The 15,363-nt window shown below is 70.9% G+C and carries 14 protein-coding genes; 11 read left to right on the top strand and 3 right to left on the bottom strand.

The features are described 5' to 3' along the window. The first annotated feature begins 2 nt into the window (after positions 1 to 2). Positions 3 to 1,247, top strand: coding sequence for a bifunctional phosphopantothenoylcysteine decarboxylase/phosphopantothenate--cysteine ligase CoaBC (gene coaBC, locus QJR12_RS12725; protein ID WP_300582818.1), 1,245 nt, complete (start codon positions 3 to 5; stop codon positions 1,245 to 1,247). 136 nt (positions 1,248 to 1,383) lie between these two features. Beyond that, a complete protein-coding gene (metK, locus tag QJR12_RS12720) occupies positions 1,384 to 2,598 on the top strand; it encodes a methionine adenosyltransferase (protein WP_300582753.1) in 1,215 nt (404 codons plus the stop codon). Between the two features lie 55 nt (positions 2,599 to 2,653). Here metK and QJR12_RS12715 read toward each other — a convergent pair whose 3' ends face one another. Continuing rightward, a complete protein-coding gene (locus QJR12_RS12715; protein WP_300582816.1) occupies positions 2,654 to 3,619 on the bottom strand; it encodes an alpha/beta hydrolase in 966 nt (321 codons plus the stop codon). 192 nt (positions 3,620 to 3,811) lie between these two features. On the opposite strand from QJR12_RS12715, the gene QJR12_RS12710 reads away from it, so the two are divergent. From QJR12_RS12710 to ribD, 5 genes are all read left to right on the top strand, one after another. Continuing rightward, entirely contained in the window at positions 3,812 to 5,752 is a 1,941-nt protein-coding gene (locus QJR12_RS12710) for a primosomal protein N' (RefSeq protein ID WP_300582813.1), read from the top strand. 88 nt (positions 5,753 to 5,840) lie between these two features. Then, a complete protein-coding gene (gene fmt / locus QJR12_RS12705) occupies positions 5,841 to 6,773 on the top strand; it encodes a methionyl-tRNA formyltransferase (protein ID WP_300582751.1) in 933 nt (310 codons plus the stop codon). Next, positions 6,770 to 8,188 carry an RsmB/NOP family class I SAM-dependent RNA methyltransferase gene (locus QJR12_RS12700; protein ID WP_300582748.1) on the top strand — a complete coding sequence of 473 codons (1,419 nt, stop codon included), beginning with the start codon at positions 6,770 to 6,772 and terminating at the stop codon, positions 8,186 to 8,188. The genes fmt and QJR12_RS12700 overlap by 4 nt, the downstream gene beginning before the upstream one ends. A 56-nt stretch (positions 8,189 to 8,244) precedes the next feature. Beyond that, positions 8,245 to 8,934 (top strand): ribulose-phosphate 3-epimerase, encoded by a 690-nt coding sequence (gene rpe / locus QJR12_RS12695; RefSeq protein WP_300582745.1) that lies wholly within the window; start codon positions 8,245 to 8,247, stop codon positions 8,932 to 8,934. Between the two features lie 11 nt (positions 8,935 to 8,945). Beyond that, entirely contained in the window at positions 8,946 to 9,965 is a 1,020-nt protein-coding gene (gene ribD / locus QJR12_RS12690) for a bifunctional diaminohydroxyphosphoribosylaminopyrimidine deaminase/5-amino-6-(5-phosphoribosylamino)uracil reductase RibD (protein WP_300582741.1), read from the top strand. Positions 9,966 to 10,031: 66 nt separating this feature from the next. On the opposite strand, the gene QJR12_RS12685 is transcribed toward ribD, so the two are convergent. Both QJR12_RS12685 and QJR12_RS12680 read right to left on the bottom strand, forming a co-directional pair. Next, positions 10,032 to 11,570 (bottom strand): MFS transporter, encoded by a 1,539-nt coding sequence (locus QJR12_RS12685; RefSeq protein WP_300582738.1) that lies wholly within the window; start codon positions 11,568 to 11,570, stop codon positions 10,032 to 10,034. Between the two features lie 4 nt (positions 11,571 to 11,574). Further along, entirely contained in the window at positions 11,575 to 12,288 is a 714-nt protein-coding gene (locus tag QJR12_RS12680; protein ID WP_300582735.1) for an LppX_LprAFG lipoprotein, read from the bottom strand. 129 nt (positions 12,289 to 12,417) lie between these two features. Here QJR12_RS12680 and QJR12_RS12675 point away from each other — a divergent pair, with 129 nt between their 5' ends. From QJR12_RS12675 to QJR12_RS12660, 4 genes are all read left to right on the top strand, one after another. Beyond that, positions 12,418 to 13,041: a riboflavin synthase gene (locus QJR12_RS12675; protein ID WP_300582732.1), complete on the top strand. Its 624-nt coding sequence runs from the start codon at positions 12,418 to 12,420 to the stop codon at positions 13,039 to 13,041. A gap of 108 nt (positions 13,042 to 13,149) precedes the next feature. Further along, positions 13,150 to 14,427 carry a bifunctional 3,4-dihydroxy-2-butanone-4-phosphate synthase/GTP cyclohydrolase II gene (locus QJR12_RS12670; protein ID WP_300582729.1) on the top strand — a complete coding sequence of 426 codons (1,278 nt, stop codon included), beginning with the start codon at positions 13,150 to 13,152 and terminating at the stop codon, positions 14,425 to 14,427. Positions 14,428 to 14,455: 28 nt separating this feature from the next. Then, complete coding sequence (gene ribH / locus QJR12_RS12665; RefSeq protein WP_300582726.1) at positions 14,456 to 14,938, top strand: 6,7-dimethyl-8-ribityllumazine synthase; 483 nt, start codon at positions 14,456 to 14,458, stop codon at positions 14,936 to 14,938. Further along, positions 14,935 to 15,363 (top strand): PH domain-containing protein (locus tag QJR12_RS12660; protein ID WP_300582724.1); only part of this gene is annotated, 429 nt, incomplete at its 3' end. The genes ribH and QJR12_RS12660, both read left to right, overlap by 4 nt.

The raw sequence follows: 15,363 nt of genomic DNA, 5'->3' as shown, positions 1-15,363 counted from the left end.
AGCTGATGGAGCGCAAGCGGATCATCGTCGGCGTGTCCGGGGGGATCGCCGCCTATAAGGCGTGCACGGTGGTTCGTCAGCTCGCCGAGGCCGGTCACCGGGTGCGGGTCATCCCCACCGAATCCGCGCTGCGGTTCGTCGGGGCCGCCACCTTCGAGGCGCTGTCCGGTGAGCCGGTGTGCACCGGGGTCTTCGAGGACGTTCCGCTGGTGCCGCACGTGCACCTGGGCCAGGAGGCCGAACTGGTGGTGGTGGCGCCGGCCACCGCCGACCTGCTGGCCCGGGCGGCGGCCGGGCGGGCTGACGATCTGCTGACCGCCACCCTGCTGACGGCGCGATGTCCGGTGCTGTTCGCGCCGGCGATGCACACCGAGATGTGGTTGCATCCGGCCACCGTCGACAACGTGGCCACGCTGCGCCGCCGCGGGGCGGTGGTGCTGGAACCGGCGTCGGGCCGGCTGACCGGCGCCGACAGCGGAGCGGGCCGATTACCCGAGGCGGAGGAGATCACCACGTTTGCCCAGCTGTTGCTGGAGCGCGCCGATGCGTTGCCGTATGACCTTGCGGGCTGCCGGATGCTGGTGACCGCGGGCGGCACCCGGGAGCCGATAGACCCGGTGCGCTATATCGGCAACCGCAGCTCGGGCAAGCAGGGTTACGCGGTGGCACGGGTGGCCGCCCAGCGGGGCGCCGAGGTGACCCTGATCGCCGGGCATACCGCCGGGCTCATCGACCCCGCCGGAGTCGAGGTGGTGCACGTCAGCTCGGCGCAGCAGATGCGCGACGCGGTGTCCAAGCACGCCCCGGACACCCACGTGCTGGTGATGGCGGCCGCCGTCGCGGACTTCCGGCCCGCGCGGGTGGCGGCGGCCAAGATCAAAAAGGGCGTCGAGGCATCGCCGACGATCGAACTGGTACGCAACGACGATGTGCTGGCCGGTGTGGTGCGCGCCCGAGCCGAGGGTCAGCTTCCCATAATGCGGGCCATTGTCGGGTTCGCCGCCGAGACCGGTGACACCCACGGCGATGTGCTGTTTCACGCCCGGGATAAGTTGCGCCGCAAGGGCTGTGATCTGCTGGTGGTCAACGCCGTCGGGGACGGACGGGCGTTCGAGGTCGACAGCAACGACGGCTGGCTGCTGGCCTCCGACGGCACCGAGTCGGCGTTGCCGCACGGCTCCAAGACGCTGATGGCCAGTCGTATCGTGGACGCGGTCGCCGCGTTCCTGCACGGCCACGACGGATAGGGTGGGCCAACGCACCTCGAGGTGGTGGTTCCGGTCCCGGGGCACCCGCGGGTCGGAGCAGACCACGGCCGATATAATTTGTCTGGCTAACATTTTCGACGGGCGATGTTCTTAGGCGAGGCGGAAGGATGGGGTGGTGAGTGCGACGGGCCGGCTGTTTACCAGCGAGTCAGTGACCGAGGGGCATCCCGACAAGATCTGCGATGCCATCAGCGACTCGATACTCGATGCGCTTTTAGCCCAGGATCCCGGCTCCCGGGTCGCGGTGGAGACGCTGGTCACCACCGGGCAGGTGCACGTCGTGGGGGAGGTGACCACGAGCGCCAAGGAGGCCTTCGCCGACATCACCACCACGGTTCGGGAGCGCATCCTAGAGATCGGCTACGACTCGTCGGACAAGGGTTTCGACGGGGCCTCCTGCGGGGTGAACATCGCTATCGGCAAGCAGTCGCCGGACATTGCCCAAGGTGTCGACACCGCCCACGAGGCGCGCGTCGAAGGCGTCTCGGACCCGCTGGCCGCGCAGGGGGCCGGGGATCAGGGCCTGATGTTCGGCTACGCCATCAGCGACACCCCGGAGCTGATGCCGCTGCCCATCGCGCTGGCGCACCGGCTGGCCCGACGGCTGGCCGAGGTGCGCAAGAACGGCGTGCTGCCGTATCTGCGTCCCGACGGCAAGACGCAGGTCACCATCGCCTTCGACGGCAACACCCCGGTGCGGCTGGACACCGTCGTCATCTCCACCCAGCACGCCGCCGATATCGACCTGGAAGACACCCTGACGCCCGATATCCGGGAGAAGGTGCTCAACACCGTGCTCGACGACCTGGCCCACGACACCCTGGACACGTCGTCGGTACGGCTGCTGGTCAACCCGACCGGCAAGTTCGTCATCGGGGGTCCGATGGGTGACGCCGGGTTGACCGGCCGCAAGATCATCGTCGACACCTACGGCGGCTGGGCCCGCCACGGCGGCGGTGCTTTCTCCGGCAAGGACCCGTCCAAGGTGGACCGCTCCGGAGCCTACGCGACGCGCTGGGTGGCCAAGAACGTCGTCGCCGCCGGGCTGGCGGAACGGGTGGAAGTGCAGGTGGCCTACGCCATCGGCAAAGCCGCCCCGGTCGGGCTGTTCGTCGAGACGTTCGGCACCGAGACCGTCGACCCGGCCAAGATCGAGCGGGCCATCGGCGAGGTGTTCGACCTGCGGCCGGGGGCGATCATCCGCGACCTGGACCTGTTGCGCCCGATCTACGCGCAGACCGCCGCCTACGGGCATTTCGGTCGCAACGACCTCGACCTGCCGTGGGAGCGGCTCGACAAGGTCGACGACCTGAAGAACGCGGTCGCCTGACGAGCCGGTCGCCGTCGGGCGTTCGGGGTCGAAACATCGCTGTGGGGCCGCCAAGTCACACACCCGCCGCATCCACCGGGGAGCCGTGCAGCGCAGCGCGCAGCGCCGCCAGCCCGCGGTTCATGGCCGCGGCGGCGGCCGGCACCACGCCGGCGTAGCCGAGATACCCGTGCACCAGCGACTCGGCGTTGTGCACCTCGACGGGCACGCCGGCGGCGGCGAGCAACTCGCCGTAGCGGATCCCGTCGTCGCGCAGCGGGTCGTGACCGGCGACGCCGATGTAGGCGGGCGGCAGGCCGGCCAGGTTCTGCGCCCGGCCCGGCGCCATCCCGGCCGGTGGATCGGTCACGTCGACTTCCCCTGCGTACCACCGGGAAAACGCGGCGATGGCGTGACGGTCGAGGATGGGCGCGGCGGCGTTCTCGGTGAACGACGGCAGCGATGGGTCCCACAGCGTGGACGGATACCACAGCAGCTGAAAGGCGATCGGCGGGCCGCCGTCATCGCGGGCGCGCTGCGCGATCACCGCGGCGATGGTGCCGCCCGCCGAGTCGCCGGCCAGGCCCATACGGGCCGGATCGGCCCCGATGCCGCGGCCGTGATCGGCGACCCATTGTGTTGCGGCCCAGGCATCCTCGATCGCTGCCGGGTAGGGATGCTCGGGCGCCAGCCGGTAATCGACGGAAACCACGATCGCCCCGGCGCCGACGGCATGCCAGCGCGCGATTCCGTCGTGGGTGTCCAAGTCGCCCACGACGAATCCGCCGCCGTGGAAATACAGCACCACAGGTGAGGGTAGTTCCGTTGCCGGCCAATAGATCCGGATCGCGATCTCGTCCTCCGGGCCGTCGATGACACGGTTCTCGACGCGCAACTCGGGATGCACCGGGCGGCGGGGCAGGTTGCGCAGCCGCTGCCGCGCGGCGTCGACCCCGTCGTCGGCCGTTAACCGGAATGGAACCGCGTCCAGTACCTTCAGCAGCATGGGGTCGACGCCAGGCTTCTCGTCTTTGTCCCGCATGGGTGTGTCCCGCATGGGGACACCGTACGCACCGTGTCGGGTCCCGGCCGGTGGGGCGCCCCCCTCCGGTGGTCACCGGCGGCGCTGGCCGGGACCTCGAAAGCGGCCCCGGGCTGCTGCCGGTTGCGGTGCGCACGGCCCGTCGTGACCCGGCGGGCGGCCGAGCACGAACCGATCGCGCGGGTGCTGCCGATGCTGTCGGTGCCGCACCTGGATCGCGAGTTCGATTACCTGGTCGCCGCCGAGCAGTCCGACGACGCGCAGCCCGGGGTGCGGGTGCGGGTCGGCTTTCATGGCCGGCTGGTCGACGGGTTCGTTGTGGAGCGCCGCACCGACACCGATCATCCCGGCAGGCTGGGCTGGCTTGACCGGGTGGTCTCCGCCGAGGTGGTGCTCACCCCCGACATCCGCCGGCTGGTCGACGCCGTCGCGGCCCGATACGCCGGAACCCGGGCTGACGTGCTGCGGCTGGCGGTACCGCCACGGCACGCCCGGGTGGAACGCGAACCGGTGTCCCCCCCGGGTCCGCCCGATGTCGCCCCGGTCGATCCCGCCGGCTGGGCGGTATACGGCCGGGGCGCACAGTTTCTGGCCGCCCTGGCCGAGTCCCGGGCCGCCCGGGCCGTCTGGCAGGCGCTGCCCGGTGAGCCGTGGGCCGACCGCTTGGCCGAGGCCGCGGCGCACACCATCCGCACCGGACGCGCGGTGCTTGCGGTGGTGCCCGATCAACGGGATGTTGATGCGCTGTGGCGCTCGGCGACGGCGTGGATCGACGCGTCGGCCATGGTGGCGCTGTCGGCCGGCCTGGGTCCGGCGGCCCGCTATCGGCGCTGGCTGGCGGCCCTGCGGGGACACGCGCGACTGGTGATCGGCACCCGCAGCGCGGTGTTCGCTCCGGTGGCCGACCTGGGCCTGGTCATGGTCTGGGACGACGGCGACGACACCCTGGCCGAGCCGCGGGCGCCGTATCCGCACGCCCGCGAGGTGGCGATGCTGCGCGCCCATCAGCTGCGCTGCGCGGCCCTGATCGGGGGCTATGCCCGCACCGCCGAAGCCCACGCCCTGGTGCACACCGGGTGGGCCCACGATGTGGTCGCCCCGCGACCGGTGGTGCGGGCCCGCAGGCCGCGGATCGTCGCGCTCGACGACACCGCCGACGAGCGCGACCCGGCGGCCCGCTCCGCCCGGCTGCCCTCCGTCGCGCTGCGGGCCGCTCGCGCCGCGCTGGCGGCCGGGGCCCCGGTGCTGGTGCAGGTGCCCCGGCGCGGGTACGTGCCCGCGCTGGCGTGCGGGCGCTGCCGCGCCATCGCCCGCTGCCGGCACTGCACCGGTCCGCTGTCGCTGCCCGACGCCGGCGGCGCGGGTGCGGTCTGCCGCTGGTGCGGCCGCAGCGACCCCGCGTTGCGCTGCCCGCGCTGCGGGTCGGACACGGTGCGCGCGGTCGTGGCCGGCGCCCGGCGCACCGCAGAAGAGCTCGGTCGGGGCTTCCCGGGAACCGCGGTGGTCACCTCCGCGGGCGGCGCCGTCATACCCGAGGTCCCGGCCGGCCCGGCCCTGGTGGTCGCCACCCCGGGGGCCGAGCCCCGCGCCTGCGGCGGTTACGGGGCGGCGCTGCTGCTGGACACCTGGGCACTGCTGGGCCGCCAGGACCTGCGCGCGGCCGAGGACGCGCTGCGCCGCTGGATGGCCGCTGCGGCGCTGGTGCGCGCCGGGGGCGACGGCGGGACGGTGATCGTGGTCGCCGAATCGTCGATCCCCACGGTGCAATCGCTCATCCGGTGGGATCCGGTCGGGCACGCCGGCGCCGAGCTGGCGGCCCGTCGCGAGGTCGGACTGCCGCCCAGCGTGCACATCGCCGCCGTGGACGGCAGCGCCGAAGCGGTGAGCGCGCTGCTGAGGGAAGCCCACCTGCCCGACGGCGCCGAGCTGCTGGGCCCGGTGCAGCTACCGCCGGGGGCGCGCCACCCCGCGGGAACTCCCGCCCCCACCCCGGTGAGCCGGATGCTGATCCGCGTCCGCCGGGAACAGGGCCTGGCGCTGGCGGCAAGCCTGCGGCGCGCCGTGGGCGTGCTCAGCGCCCGGCAAACCCACCAGCCGGTTCGGGTGCAGATCGACCCGCTGCACATCGGGTGAGCGGCTGCGCCGCCGGATGTGTGCTCACGCCACCTTTCGACCCACTCGGGGCACCCGCCCCGGGGTCACGGCTTCCTACACTGAGCCGGTGCGCCTCGTGTTCGCCGGTACGCCCGAAATCGCGCTGCCCGCGCTGCGTCGCCTTATCGACTCGCCCCGCCACGACGTGATCGCGGTGCTCACCCGCCCGGACGCGGCATCGGGCCGCAGCGGCACGCCGCAACCCTCGCCCGTGGCCCGGCTGGCCCTCGAGCGGGGTATCGCGGTGCTGCGGCCCCGGCGGCCCAACTCCGCGGAGTTCGTCGCCGAGCTATCCGAGCTGGCGCCCGAGTGCTGCGTCGTGGTGGCCTACGGTGCGCTGCTGGGCGACCAGTTGCTCGCGATCCCCCGGCACGGCTGGATCAACCTGCATTTCTCGCTGCTGCCGGCCTGGCGCGGGGCCGCCCCGGTGCAAGCGGCGATCGCCGCCGGGGACTCGGTCACCGGGGCGACGACGTTTCAGATCGAATCCGGCCTGGACTCCGGACCGGTTTACGGGATGGTCACCGAAACGATCCACCCGACGGACACGGCGGGCGATCTGCTTGCCCGGCTGGCGGTCTCGGGGGCCGAGCTGTTGGTGACCACCCTGGACGGCATCGCCGAGGGGACGCTGTCCCCGCGCCCGCAGCCGGCCGAAGGGGTCAGCATGGCACCGAAGATCACCGTGGCGCAGGCCCGGGTGCGCTGGGAGCTGCCGGCCCAGGTCATCGAGCGGCGAATCCGTGCGGTGACACCCCACCCGGGTGCCTGGACACTGATCGATGATCTGAGAGTTAAACTGGGACCGGTGCGCGTCGATGCTGCTGCACCAAAATCACTGCGGCCAGGAGAGATTCACATAGATCGCCACAACGTGTGGATCGGCACCGGATCGGATCCGGTACGGCTGGGCCAAATCCAGCCTCCCGGAAAGAAATTCATGAACGCTATCGACTGGGCTCGCGGCGCCCGGCTCGATCCGGGCGCGCGGGCATCATGACGCCGCACCGCGGCGGCGCGTCCTCGCACCCCCCGCAACACGGCGGATCGGGCCGGCACGGTGAGCGCCGCCGGCCGCTGGATCCGGCGCGCCGCGCCGCATTCGACGTGTTGCGGGCGGTCACCGAGCGCGACGCGTACCCTAACCTGGCGCTGCCGGCTGTGCTGCGGGAAAGGGGTATCACCGGCCGGGACGCCGCCTTCGCCACCGAGCTGACCTACGGCACCTGCCGCATCCGCGGGCTGCTCGATGCGATCATCGCCGCGGCCGCGGGCCGGGCGCCGCAGGCCATCGACCCGCAGTTGCTCGACCTGTTGCGGCTGGGCGCCTACCAATTACTGCGCACCCGGGTCGGCGCGCACGCCGCGGTGTCCACCGCAGTCGACCAGGCGCGGCTCGAATTCGACTCGGCCAGAGCGGGTTTCGTGAACGGTGTGCTGCGCGCCATCGGCTCGCGGGACGAAGCCTCCTGGGTGGCCGAGTTGGCTCCCGACGCGAACACCGATCCGATCGGGCACGCCGCTTTCGTGCACGCCCACCCGCGATGGATCGCCCAGGCGTTCGCGGACGCGCTGGGGGCGGCGGCCGGGGAACTCGACGCGGTCCTGGCCGGCGACGACGAGCGACCGCACGTGCACCTGGCGGCCCGCCCGGACGTGCTGAGCGCCGCGGAGCTGGCTGCCGCGGTGCCCGGCACGGTGGGCCGGTATTCGCCGTATGCGGTGTACCTGCACACCGGTGACCCCGGGCAGCTGGCCCCGGTGCGCGCCGGCCAGGCCCTGGTTCAGGACGAAGGCAGCCAACTGGTGGCCCGGGCGCTGGCGTTGGCTCCCGTCGCCGATGACGCCGGACGGTGGCTGGACCTGTGCGCCGGTCCCGGCGGCAAGACCGCGCTGCTGGCGGCGCTGGGTGCCCGCTGCGGGGCCCGGGTCACCGCGGTCGAGCCCGCGCCGCGACGCGCCGACCTGGTGGTCGCGAACACCCGTGGGCTGCCGGTGTACGTGGTGTGCGCCGACGGGCGGCACAGCGGTCTTCGGCCCGGCTTCGATAGGGTGCTGGTCGATGCGCCCTGCACCGGGCTGGGCGCGTTGCGGCGCCGGCCGGAGGCCCGATGGCGACGGCGGCCCGCCGATGTGGCGGAGCTGGTCAAGCTGCAGCGTGAACTGCTGGCCGCCGCGGTCGCGCTGACCCGGCCCGGTGGCGTGGTGCTGTATGCGACCTGCTCGCCGCACCTGGCCGAAACCGTGGGGGTCGTCACCGATGCGCTGCGCCGTCATCCGGTGCGCGCGCTGGACACCCGGCGGTTGTTCGAACCGGTCGACCAGCTGGGCGAAGGCCCCTACGTGCAACTGTGGCCGCACCGGCACGGCACCGACGCGATGTTCGCGGCCGCGCTGCGGCGATGCGATGCCTGAGGGCCGCAAGCCCCGGCGGTTCGGCGCCGGGATTCCACGCTGGTTAGGCTGACGCTATGTCCGGTAACAGCGGTCGGCCGCTGATCGCGCCGTCGATCCTCTCGGCGGATTTTGCCTGCCTGGCCGACGCGGCCGCCGCCGTGGACGGCGCCGACTGGCTACACGTCGACGTGATGGACGCCCATTTCGTGCCGAATCTGACGATCGGCCTGCCCGTCGTGGAAAGCCTTCGCGCGCACACGACTTTGCCGATGGACTGCCATCTGATGATCGACAATCCCGACCGGTGGGCGCATCGCTACGCCGAGGCCGGTGCCTATAACGTCACTTTCCACGCCGAGGCCACCGACGACCCGGTGGGAGTGGCCCGCGACATCCGGGCCGCCGGCGCCAGGGCCGGACTGGGTATCAAACCCCAGACACCGATCGAGCGATACCTGGAGATCTTGCCGAAATTCGACACCCTGCTGATCATGTCGGTGGATCCCGGGTTCGGGGGCCAGACATTCATCCCCGAAGTGCTGGAAAAGGTGCGCACCGCCCGGCGGTTTATCGATGCCTGCCGGCTGACGGTTCTGGTGGAGATCGACGGCGGCATCAACGAGGACACCGTGGAGCAGGCGGCCGAGGCCGGTGTGGATTGCTTCGTTGCCGGCACAGCGGTCTACCACACCGACGATCCGGCCGGCGCGGTCGAAAAATTACGCCGCCAGGCCGCTGCCGCATCGGCGCGCCTACACCCATGAAAACTACACCCATGAAAAGCCAAGTGGCCCTTAGCCACGACGCCGCGATGCGGCTCGCGGTGGAACACGCGAACATGGTCAAGGGCAGCACCTATCCCAACCCGCCGGTCGGGGCGGTCATCTTGGACCGTGCCGGGCGGGTCGTCGGCGCCGGGGGCACCGAACCGGCCGGCGGCGCGCACGCCGAAGTGGTGGCGCTGCGTCGCGCCGGAGCCCTGGCGGCCGGCGGCACCGCGGTGGTCACCCTCGAGCCGTGCAACCACTACGGCAAGACGCCGCCGTGTGTGGACGCCCTGCTCGATGCCGGTATCGCGGAGGTGGTGTACGCCGTCGCCGACCCCAACCCGATCGCCGCCGGGGGCGCGGCCCGGTTGGCGGCGGCGGGCGTGCGCCTGGTCGCCGGGGTACAGGCCGATCAGGTGGCGGCCGGGCCGCTGCGAGAATGGCTGCACAAGCAAAAGACCGGTCTGCCGCACGTGACCTGGAAGTATGCCACCAGCATCGACGGCCGCAGTGCCGCCGCCGACGGCTCCAGCCAGTGGATCGCCAGCGAAGCCGCACGCGCGGATGTGCATCGCCGTCGCGCGGCCGCCGACGCCATCATCGTGGGCACCGGCACGGTGCTCACCGACGACCCGGCGCTGACCGCCCGGTTGCCCGACGGCACCCTGGCCGATCGCCAGCCGTTGCGCGTCGTCGTGGGCAAGCGTGACATCCCCTCGGATGCGCGGGTTCTCAACGACGACTCGCGCACCATGGTGATCCGCACCCACGATCCGCACGAGGTGCTCAAGGCGTTGTCGGATCGCACCGATGTCCTGCTCGAGGGCGGCCCCACACTCGCCGGGGCTTTCCTGCGCGCCGGTGCGATCGACCGGATTTTGGCCTATGTGGCGCCGATCTTGCTGGGCGGACCGGTCACCGCGGTCGATGACGTCGGGGTCTCCAACATCGCGCGGGCGCTGCGCTGGCAGTTCGACGGTGTCGAGCGGGTCGGCCCGGACCTGGTGCTCAGCCTGGTGCCGCGCTGAGAGCGGGCCGGCGGTGATGCGCACCCCCGATCGCCGGGCCCGTCCGGCCGCCGGCCTGGTCGACCGTTAGCCGGTGGGCACCACGGCTTCCCGCTCACCAGCGGTCGTCTCCTCGGCGCGGACCCGGCGGCTGCTCACCAGCAGACCCAGCAGCGCTCCCACCACGCAGACGACGGCGGTGACCGTGAAGATCCCGCCGTACATCTGCGCAAAGGCCTGCCGGTACAGGTGAGCCTGGGCGGCTATCCGGACCGCCAGGCTGGCATTGTCGGGAATCGACGCCGTCAACCCGGCGACGATCTGATTGAACCGATAGAACCCCCAGGCGCTGAGCGCGGCCAGCCCGATCAGCATGCCGGTCATCCGCGCCACCACCACCGCCGCCGAGGCGATGCCGTGTTCCGCGGCGGGAACCACCCGCAGGGCGGCCGAGGACAGCGGCCCGATGACCAGGCCCAACCCCAGGCCGGCCACCACCAGGTCGGTGTCCATCGCCGGCAGCGTGAACAGGCCGAAGACGCGGTGGCGATCGGCCAGCAGGTCGACCGGCCACTTCGAGATCAACCGGTAGCCGTAGGCCGCGGTGAGCAGCCCGACGAACGTCATCGCCCGGTCACCGACCCGGGTGGCGATCCAGCCGCCCAGCAGCGCCCCGAGTGGCAGCGCGATGAGAAAGCGCAGCAGCAGAACAGCCGCCTCGTCCTGGTCCATGCCCAGCACGCCCTGACCGAACAACTCCACGTCGACCAGCGTCACCATCAGCGCCGCGCCCGCGGTCACCGAGGCTCCCAGCGCCGCCAGGAACGGCCGGAAGTGCACGCCGGCCGGATCGATCAGCCGGGTGCGCGCGAACCGCTCCCAGATCGCGAACACCACCGCGGCGGCGATCGCCGCAAGCACCAGCGGCGGGCCGTAGCTCGGCAGCACTTGCTGACCGTTGGGGGCGGGGTTGTACAACCCGATCACCGCCAGGCCCAGGGTGATCGCCAGCAGGAGCCCACCGATCAGGTCGATCCTCGCCGGTTGGGCGCTACGGTCCCGCGACGGCAGGCTGAAGTGGATCATCACCATGGCGGTCACCGCCAGCGGCACGTTGATCCAGAACACGTACTGCCATTTGCTGAGCAGCCAGACGATGAAGATTCCGTACAGCGGGCCCAGCACGCTGCCCAGCTCCTGCGCGGCGCCGATGCCGCCCAGCACCCCGGCGCGGGTGCGCTGCGACCAGAGGTCGGCGCCCAGCGCCAGCGTGACCGGCAGCAGCGCGCCCGCGGCCAGACCTTGGATGGTGCGCCCGACCACCAGCACGTGCAGATCGGTCGATAGCGCGGTGACCACCGAGCCGACGGCGAACGTGGCCAGGCTGGCCTGCAGCAGCGGCTTGCGGCCGAACCGGTCCGACGCCCGTCCCAGCAGCGGCATGGCGGCGATGTAGCCCAGCAGGTACCAGGTGACGATCGGGGTGATCCGCTGCAGCTGGTTGATCGGGATGCCGATCGTGCTGATGATGTCGCGCATGATGGTCACGACGACATAGGTGTCGAGGGCGCCGAGCAGCACCGCGAGACTGCCCGCGCTGATCGCTACCCGGCGGCTTGCGCGCATCGGCTCAGCTCACCGGTGGTTTCGTGACCTGCACCGGCTCCCCCCAATTCGACAGGGTCATCTGGATGGAATTACCCGGGCTTTGATCCATCTTGGCCTGCACCAGCTGGTGGCTGCCGTTCTCCTGGATCCAGACGGTGGCCGGTAACGGTTGTGTCGCATTCAACTGCGGCGCAAGCGCATTCACCGCGTTTGCGGAGACTTTGCCGGTGATGCGCACGGTGTCCTGGCCGTTGAGGCTTTCCCGGCCCTCGGCCTTCGGGTCGATGAAATTGGCCAGCATGTTCGCCAGACCGGTGTGGGGATTCAGGATCGACGCCGGGTCGTAGATGTCGGCGGCCGGCCCGAAGTCGCTCCATTTGTTGGGGGTGAGGGCCGCATACAAGACGGTGTCGTACACCACGAACTGAGCGTCGACGTCGCTGCCCGCCAGGGTGATCGTGGCATCGCCCTTCGCGGCGGTGCTGGGGGCCGTGGTGAGATCGCCGGTTAACGTCTTGACCGGCAGCCCCTTGACCTTGCCGGTCACCGACAGCACCAGGTGCACGCTTTTGACACCCTTGGTGGTCTGGCTGCACTCCTTGAGCAGTGTCGCCGCATCCGGCAGCGGCTTGGCGGCGTGTTTCGCGGAGCTGCAGCCGACAAGCACGGCGGCGGTGACGCTCACGGCGGCCAGCACGGCGGGGAGTCGGCCCGGTATTCGACGGCGCGTCTGCATATCGTGCATCGTAGAGGGTGCCGGCGAGCGGGTTGGGGAATGCGCGCCGCGGCGGGCCGACCGGTGGTGGCGGAGGCCGGCCCGGCCGACGCGATGGTTTGGTGCCGAAAGACTCATTACGCTGGTGCGATGTTCACCGGAATTGTCGAGGAATTAGGCGAGGTGACCGGTCGAGACGACCTCGCGGATTGCGCCCGGCTCACCATTCGTGGTCCCGCGGTCACCGCCGACGCCGGCCGCGGCGATTCGATCGCCGTCAACGGCGTGTGCCTAACCGTCGCCGGCCTGCCGTCCGGCGGGCAGTTCACCGCCGATGTGATGGCCGAGACGCTCCACCGGTCCAATCTGGGTGAGCTTCGGCCCGGTAGCCGGGTGAACCTGGAGCGTGCCGCCGCCGTAAACGGCCGCCTGGGCGGGCACATTGTGCAGGGTCACGTGGACGGCACCGGCACACTTGTCGCCCGCACCCCCGCAGAGCACTGGGAGGTGCTGCGGATCGGGCTGCCCCCGGCGCTGGCGCGTTACGTCGTCGAAAAGGGATCGATCGCCGTCGACGGGGTTTCACTGACCGTCTCCGGGCTCGGCCCGGACTGGTTCGAGGTCTCGCTGATACCCACCACCCGGGAACTGACCACTCTGGGTCGCGCCCCGGTGGGGGCTCCGGTGAACCTGGAGGTGGATGTGATCGGAAAGTATGTCGAGCGACTGCTCGGCGGGCGCGCCCCGGTCTCGGGCGGGCGGTCCGGCGGGTAAGCCGCGGCAAACGACCGGCCGGGCGGTGGTTCATACTGGATGCAACACTCGCGGTCGACATCGACCTTCAGATGGCGTTCCCGTCGCGTAACGGGCTAGGTGGCAGAGATGACGAGGTTGGACTCCGTCGAGCGGGCGGTTGCCGACATCGCGGCCGGCAAGGCCGTCATCGTCATCGACGACGAGGACCGGGAGAACGAGGGCGACCTCATCTTCGCCGCCGAAAAGGCGACCCCGTCGCTGGTGGCGTTCATGGTTCGCTACACCTCGGGGTATCTGTGTGTGCCACTGGACGGGGCCATCTGTGACCGGCTGGGCCTGCTGCCCATGTACGCGGTGAACCAGGACAAGCGCGGCACCGCCTACACCGTCACCGTTGACGCGAAACATGGTATAGGTACGGGGATTTCGGCTTCAGACCGGGCGACCACAATGCGGTTGCTTGCGGATCCCGCGAGCGTCGCCGAGGATTTCACCCGACCCGGCCATGTGGTCCCGCTGCGCGCCAAGGAAGGTGGTGTGTTGCGCCGTCCGGGTCACACCGAGGCGGCCGTCGACCTGGCCCGGATGGCCGGCCTGCGTCCCGCGGGCGTGCTTTGCGAGATCGTCAGCCAGAAGGACGAGGGCGCGATGGCGCAGACCGAGGAGTTGCGGGTCTTCGCCGACGAACACGGTCTGGCACTGATCGCCATCGCCGACTTGATCGCCTACCGGCGCAGACATGAGAAGCAAGTCGAGCGGGTCGCCGAGGCCCGGATTCCGACCCGGCACGGGGAGTTCCGCGCAATCGGCTACACCAGCATCTACGACGACGTCGAGCACGTGGCTTTGGTGCGCGGTGAGATCGCCGGTCCCCACAGCGACGGGCACAACGTGCTGGTCCGGGTGCACTCCGAGTGCTTGACCGGCGACGTGTTCGGATCGCGCCGATGCGATTGCGGGCCGCAGCTGGACGCCGCGATGGCGATGATTGCCCGGGAGGGACGCGGCGTGGTGCTCTACATGCGGGGCCATGAAGGACGGGGCATCGGCCTGCTGCATAAACTGCAGGCCTACCAGCTGCAGGACGCCGGTGCCGACACCGTGGACGCCAACCTCAAGCTGGGGTTCCCGGCCGACGCGCGGGATTACGGGATCGGCGCGCAGATCCTCGTCGACCTCGGGGTCCGCTCGATGCGGCTGCTGACCAACAATCCCGCCAAACGGGTCGGGCTCGACGGCTATGGGTTGCACATCATCGAGCGGGTGCCGCTGCCGGTCCGGGCTAATGCCGAAAACATCCGCTATCTGATGACCAAACGCGACCGGCTGGGCCACGACCTGATCGGCCTCGATGACTTTCATGAGTCCATCCACCTCTCAAGCGAATTCGGTGGCGCCTTGTGAGAGCTGGTGACGTTTCCGGAGCCGCCTCGTGAGTGGTGGCGCGGGGGTCCCGGACATGCCGGCGCGGGACGCCTCGGGGGTGCGGCTGGCGATCGTCGCCAGTACCTGGCACCCGACGATCTGTGATGCGCTGCTGGCCGGTGCCCGCAAGACGGCCGCGCAGTGGGGGGTCGACAACCCGACGGTGGTGCGCGTGCTGGGGGCGATCGAGATCCCCGTGGTGGCTCAGGCGCTGGCCCATGACCACGACGCTGTCGTCGCACTCGGTGTCGTGATCCGCGGTGCGACACCACATTTCGAGTACGTATGTCAGGCGGTGACCCACGGCTTGACACGGGTTTCGCTGGACGCCTCGACCCCGGTCGGCAACGGTGTGCTCACCACCGACACCGAGCAGCAGGCGCTGGAGCGGGCGGGCTTGCCGACGTCGGCGGAGGACAAGGGTGCCCAGGCGACGGCCGCCGCCTTGGGTACCGCGCTCACCCTGCGTGATCTGCTCGCCGAACGGTGACCGAGACCACGGGAGAGTGGGACGTCGAAATCCGTCCCCATTTGACACCGTATTTCGCCTATGGAGCGGCTTTTCTGATCGCCGCCGCGCACATCGTGGTGGGTTTGCTGCTCAAGATCCGGTCCACCGGGGTGATCTTCCGGACGGCCGACCAGGTGGCGATCGGCATGCTGGGTGTCGTCATCGCCGGGGTGGTGTTGCTGCTGGCGCGCCCCAGGCTGCGGATCGGTCCCGCCGGGTTGTCGGTGCGCAACCTGCTGGGGGACCGGTTGATCCCGTGGCCGGACATCGTCGATGTGTCGTTTCCCGCCGGCGCCCGCTGGGCCCGAATCGACCTGCCGGGGGACGAGTACGTCCCGGTGTTGGCGATCCAGGCCGTCGACAAGGGTCGTGCCGTGGCCGCGATGGACACCGTGCGCGCCCTG

Origin of the sequence: Mycobacterium sp., assembly GCF_029961025.1 — a bacterium.
In the GTDB taxonomy this organism is placed as follows: Bacteria; Actinomycetota; Actinomycetes; order Mycobacteriales; family Mycobacteriaceae; genus Mycobacterium.
Note: the sequence above shows the minus strand (reverse complement) of the source record. Positions and strands in the feature narration are given on the sequence as shown.